The sequence below is a fragment of the Mesorhizobium sp. M7A.F.Ca.CA.002.05.1.1 genome (assembly GCF_003998335.1).
Classification (GTDB): Bacteria; Pseudomonadota; Alphaproteobacteria; order Rhizobiales; family Rhizobiaceae; genus Mesorhizobium.
In genome coordinates this window covers 1-3,413 of record NZ_RZQI01000658.1, presented here as the reverse complement: position 1 = coordinate 3,413, position 3,413 = coordinate 1, and the positions used below count along the sequence as shown (strand labels likewise).

The window sequence follows — 3,413 nt, the reverse complement described above, 5'->3', positions numbered from 1 at the left end:
GCCATGGGCGGCAGCTGCCGACTGGTTGACATGGGCAAGCACGGAATCGACGGCGCCCTTGCGCACCGACGAACCATCGATGTCGACGCCGCTCATACGGGTCTGCGCTGTGAAGGGCACGAAAGTGGCGTGCAGCGTTGCCATGTCACGGGCGCGGATGGCGTATTTCTCCTTGGCCAGCACGACGATGGAGCGGCCTTCCGGCGTCTCGTCGGCGAGCGAGGCTAGCTGAGCCGCGTCGGCCAGTTCCTGTTCGGTGACGCCCTTGACCGGGCGAAACTGCGTCGCCTGGCGGTTGCCGAGTGTGATCGTGCCGGTCTTGTCGAGCAGCAGCGTGTCGACGTCGCCTGCGGCCTCCACGGCGCGGCCCGACATGGCCAGCACGTTGAATCGCACCAGGCGGTCCATACCGGCGATGCCGATGGCCGAAAGCAGCGCGCCGATCGTGGTCGGGATCAAGGTGACGAACAGCGCCACCAGAACGGTCACCGAGATATAGCCGCCCGAGTAGGAGGCAAAACTCGGGATCGTCGCGGTGGCCAGCACGAAGATCAGCGTCATGCCGACGAGCAGGATGTTGAGCGCGATCTCGTTCGGCGTCTTCTGGCGCTCGGCACCTTCGACCAGCGAGATCATGCGGTCGAGGAAGGTATGGCCGGAGGCGGCGGTGATGCGGACGCGGACCCAGTCTGACAGCACCTGGGTGCCACCGGTGACCGCCGAACGGTCGCCACCGGATTCGCGGATGACCGGCGCCGATTCGCCTGTTATCGCCGCCTCATTGACCGACGCGACGCCCTCGACAACTTCGCCGTCCGACGGGATGATGTCGCCGGTCTCGACCAGGACGGCATCGCCGACCTTGAGGCTGGTGCCGGGCACGAGTTTGTATTTGGTGCGGTCCTCACCGGTCAAAAGCTTGGCCTGGGTCTCTGTGCGTGCCTTGCGCAGCGAATCCGCCTGCGCCTTGCCGCGGCCTTCTGCGACCGCTTCGGCGAAGTTGGCGAACAGGACGGTGAACCAAAGCCAGATGATGATCTGCAGCGTAAAGCCGAGATTGCCGCCTCCGGTGACCAGGTCCTTCACGAACAGCACCGTGGTGAGCGCCGAGACGACGGCAACGACGAGCATCACCGGGTTCCTGGCCAGCGTGCGCGGATCGAGCTTGCGGAAGGCGCCGCCAATGGCGGGAACTAGGATGCGTGCATCCATGATGCTTGCTGATTTCGAGTTGCTCATTTTGAAGCTCCGGCTTCGGTGTTGTTGGACGGCACCCGATGATTGGATGCCGAAAGGAAATGCGGTGGCCCGTAGGCCAGCAGCCAGAGGACGAGCATGACTGCCGCAAGGCCGAGAAACGTCGACAGGGTCGGGAAAGGAGGAGGTCTCTCCTCCTTTCGGTGATCGTCCCTGTGGCCGACCTTGCGGCGCATGGCATTGAACCAGGACATGACGGTCTCAGAAGGTCTGCCCGTGAGCCATCGCCAGGTGCTCGATGATCGGCCCGACGGCGAGCGCCGGGAAGAAGGTGAGGCCACCGACGATCAGGATGACGCCGACCAGCAGTCCGACGAACAGCGGGCCATCGGTCGGGAAGGTGCCGGCGGAAGCCGGAACCGTTTTCTTCGCCACCAGCGAGCCGGCAATGGCCAGCGCCGGGATGATGACCAGGAAGCGGCCCATCAGCATGCCGATGCCGATCGTGATGTTGTACCAGGGCGTGTTGCCGCTGAGGCCGCCAAAGGCCGAACCGTTGTTGGCCGCCGCCGAAGTGTAGGCATACAGAACCTCGGAGAAGCCGTGCGGGCCGGCATTGCCCATCGACGCCACGCCGGTCGGCAGCACGACGGCGATGGCCGTGAAGATCAGCATCGCCAGCGGCAGGCACAGTATGGCCAGCATAGCCATCTTGACCTCCTTGGCCTCGATCTTCTTGCCCAGATATTCGGGCGTGCGGCCGACCATCAGGCCGGCGACGAAGACGGCGACGACGATGTACATCAGGATGCCGTAGAGACCGGCGCCGACACCGCCGACGATGACTTCGCAAAGCTGCATGTTGATGATCGGGATCATGCCGCCGAGCGCGGTGAACGAGCCGTGCATGGCGTTGACGGCGCCGCAGGAAGCGGCCGTGGTGATGACGGCAAACAGCGCCGACAGGGCGATGCCGAAGCGGCTCTCCTTGCCCTCCATGTTGCCGCCGTCGATGCCCAGCGCATGCACCAGCGGGTTGCCGGCGGCTTCCGCCCAGTAGCAGATGGCGACACCGGCGATGAACATGACGCCCATGGCCGAGAGGATCGCCCAGCCCTGGCGCTGGTTGCCGATCATGCGGCCGAAGACATTGGTCAAGGCGGCGCCGATGGCGAAGATCGACACCATCTGGATCAGGTTGGAGATCGCGTCGGGGTTCTCGAACGGGTGCGCGGCATTGGCGTTGAAGAAACCGCCGCCATTGGTGCCGAGCATCTTGATGGCCACCTGCGAAGCGACCGGGCCGACGGCGATGGTCTGCTGCGCGCCTTCCAGCGTCGTGGCGTTGACGTAGGCGCCGAGCGTCTGCGGCATGCCGAGCCAGACATAGACCAGCGTCAGCACGATGCAGAACGGCAGCAGCAGATAGAGTGTGGAGCGGGTCATATCGACCCAGAAATTGCCGATCGACTTGCCGGACGCCCGGGCAAAGCCGCGGATCAGCGCAATGGCGATGGCAATGCCGGTGGCCGCCGAAACGAAGTTCTGCACCGTCAGCCCGGCCATCTGCACGAGATAGGACATCGTGCTCTCGCCACCATAGTTCTGCCAGTTGGTGTTGGTCATGAAGCTGGCGGCGGTGTTGAAGGCCAACCCTGGTTCAACCGCTGTCATGCCGGCAGGGTTGTAAGGCAGGCTGCCCTGCAGGCGCTGCAGCGCATAAAGCACCAGGAAGCCGGCGAGGTTGAAGAGCAGCAGGGCGACCGCGTAGGTGGTCCAGTGCTGTTCCTCGCGTTCGCTGGTTCCGCAAATACGATAAAGCCCACGCTCAAGCGGGCGAAGGACCGGCGAAAGCAGCGTGCGGTCGCCGTTGAAGACGCGGTGCATGTAGCCGCCGAGCGGCTTCACCAGCAAAACGACGATCCCGCAATAGACCAGGATCTGTATCCAACCGTTCAGTGTCATGGGTGTGGCTTTCCGTGCCTTCAGAAGCGTTCTGGACGAACGAGGGCGTATGTCAGGTAGGCGAGCAGGAACAGCGTAACGCCGCCACCGAGAATATAGTCGACGATCATTTTTTCAGCCTCGCTCTAGAGCGCGTCACAAGCTTTTATGTAGGCGAAACAAAGGGCAAAGAACAAAATTCCGATTCCGATAACGGCCATATCCATTGTGTTTATTCCTTTTGTTCTTTTGTACTTTGCGAATTTGACAAG

At 63.0% G+C, this 3,413-nt stretch carries 4 protein-coding genes; 1 reads left to right on the top strand and 3 read right to left on the bottom strand.

Annotation, left to right across the window (positions count from 1 at the left end):
* The 3 genes from kdpB to kdpA all read right to left on the bottom strand — a co-directional run.
* Window positions 1-1,239, bottom strand: a 1,239-nt coding sequence (kdpB, locus tag EN939_RS26100) for a potassium-transporting ATPase subunit KdpB (RefSeq protein ID WP_127270653.1), incomplete at its 3' end; no start/stop codon positions are given.
* On the bottom strand, window positions 1,236-1,433 hold the full coding sequence (locus EN939_RS26095) for a hypothetical protein (protein WP_245466407.1): 198 nt from the start codon (window positions 1,431-1,433) through the stop codon (window positions 1,236-1,238). The genes kdpB and EN939_RS26095, both read right to left, overlap by 4 nt.
* A gap of 25 nt (window positions 1,434-1,458) precedes the next feature.
* Window positions 1,459-3,162: a potassium-transporting ATPase subunit KdpA gene (gene kdpA / locus EN939_RS26090; protein WP_127270650.1), complete on the bottom strand. Its 1,704-nt coding sequence runs from the start codon at window positions 3,160-3,162 to the stop codon at window positions 1,459-1,461.
* A gap of 14 nt (window positions 3,163-3,176) precedes the next feature.
* On the opposite strand from kdpA, the gene EN939_RS40110 reads away from it, so the two are divergent.
* Window positions 3,177-3,413, top strand: a 237-nt coding sequence (locus EN939_RS40110; protein ID WP_442919559.1) for a hypothetical protein, incomplete at its 3' end; no start/stop codon positions are given.

What these genes read in the sequence shown, in the direction of transcription:
- EN939_RS26095 (WP_245466407.1), bottom strand. Translation starts at nt 1,433, where the DNA reads ATGCGCCGCAAGGTCGGCCACAGGGACGATCACCGAAAGGAGGAGAGA.
- kdpA (WP_127270650.1), bottom strand. Translation starts at nt 3,162, where the DNA reads ATGACACTGAACGGTTGGATACAGATCCTGGTCTATTGCGGGATCGTC.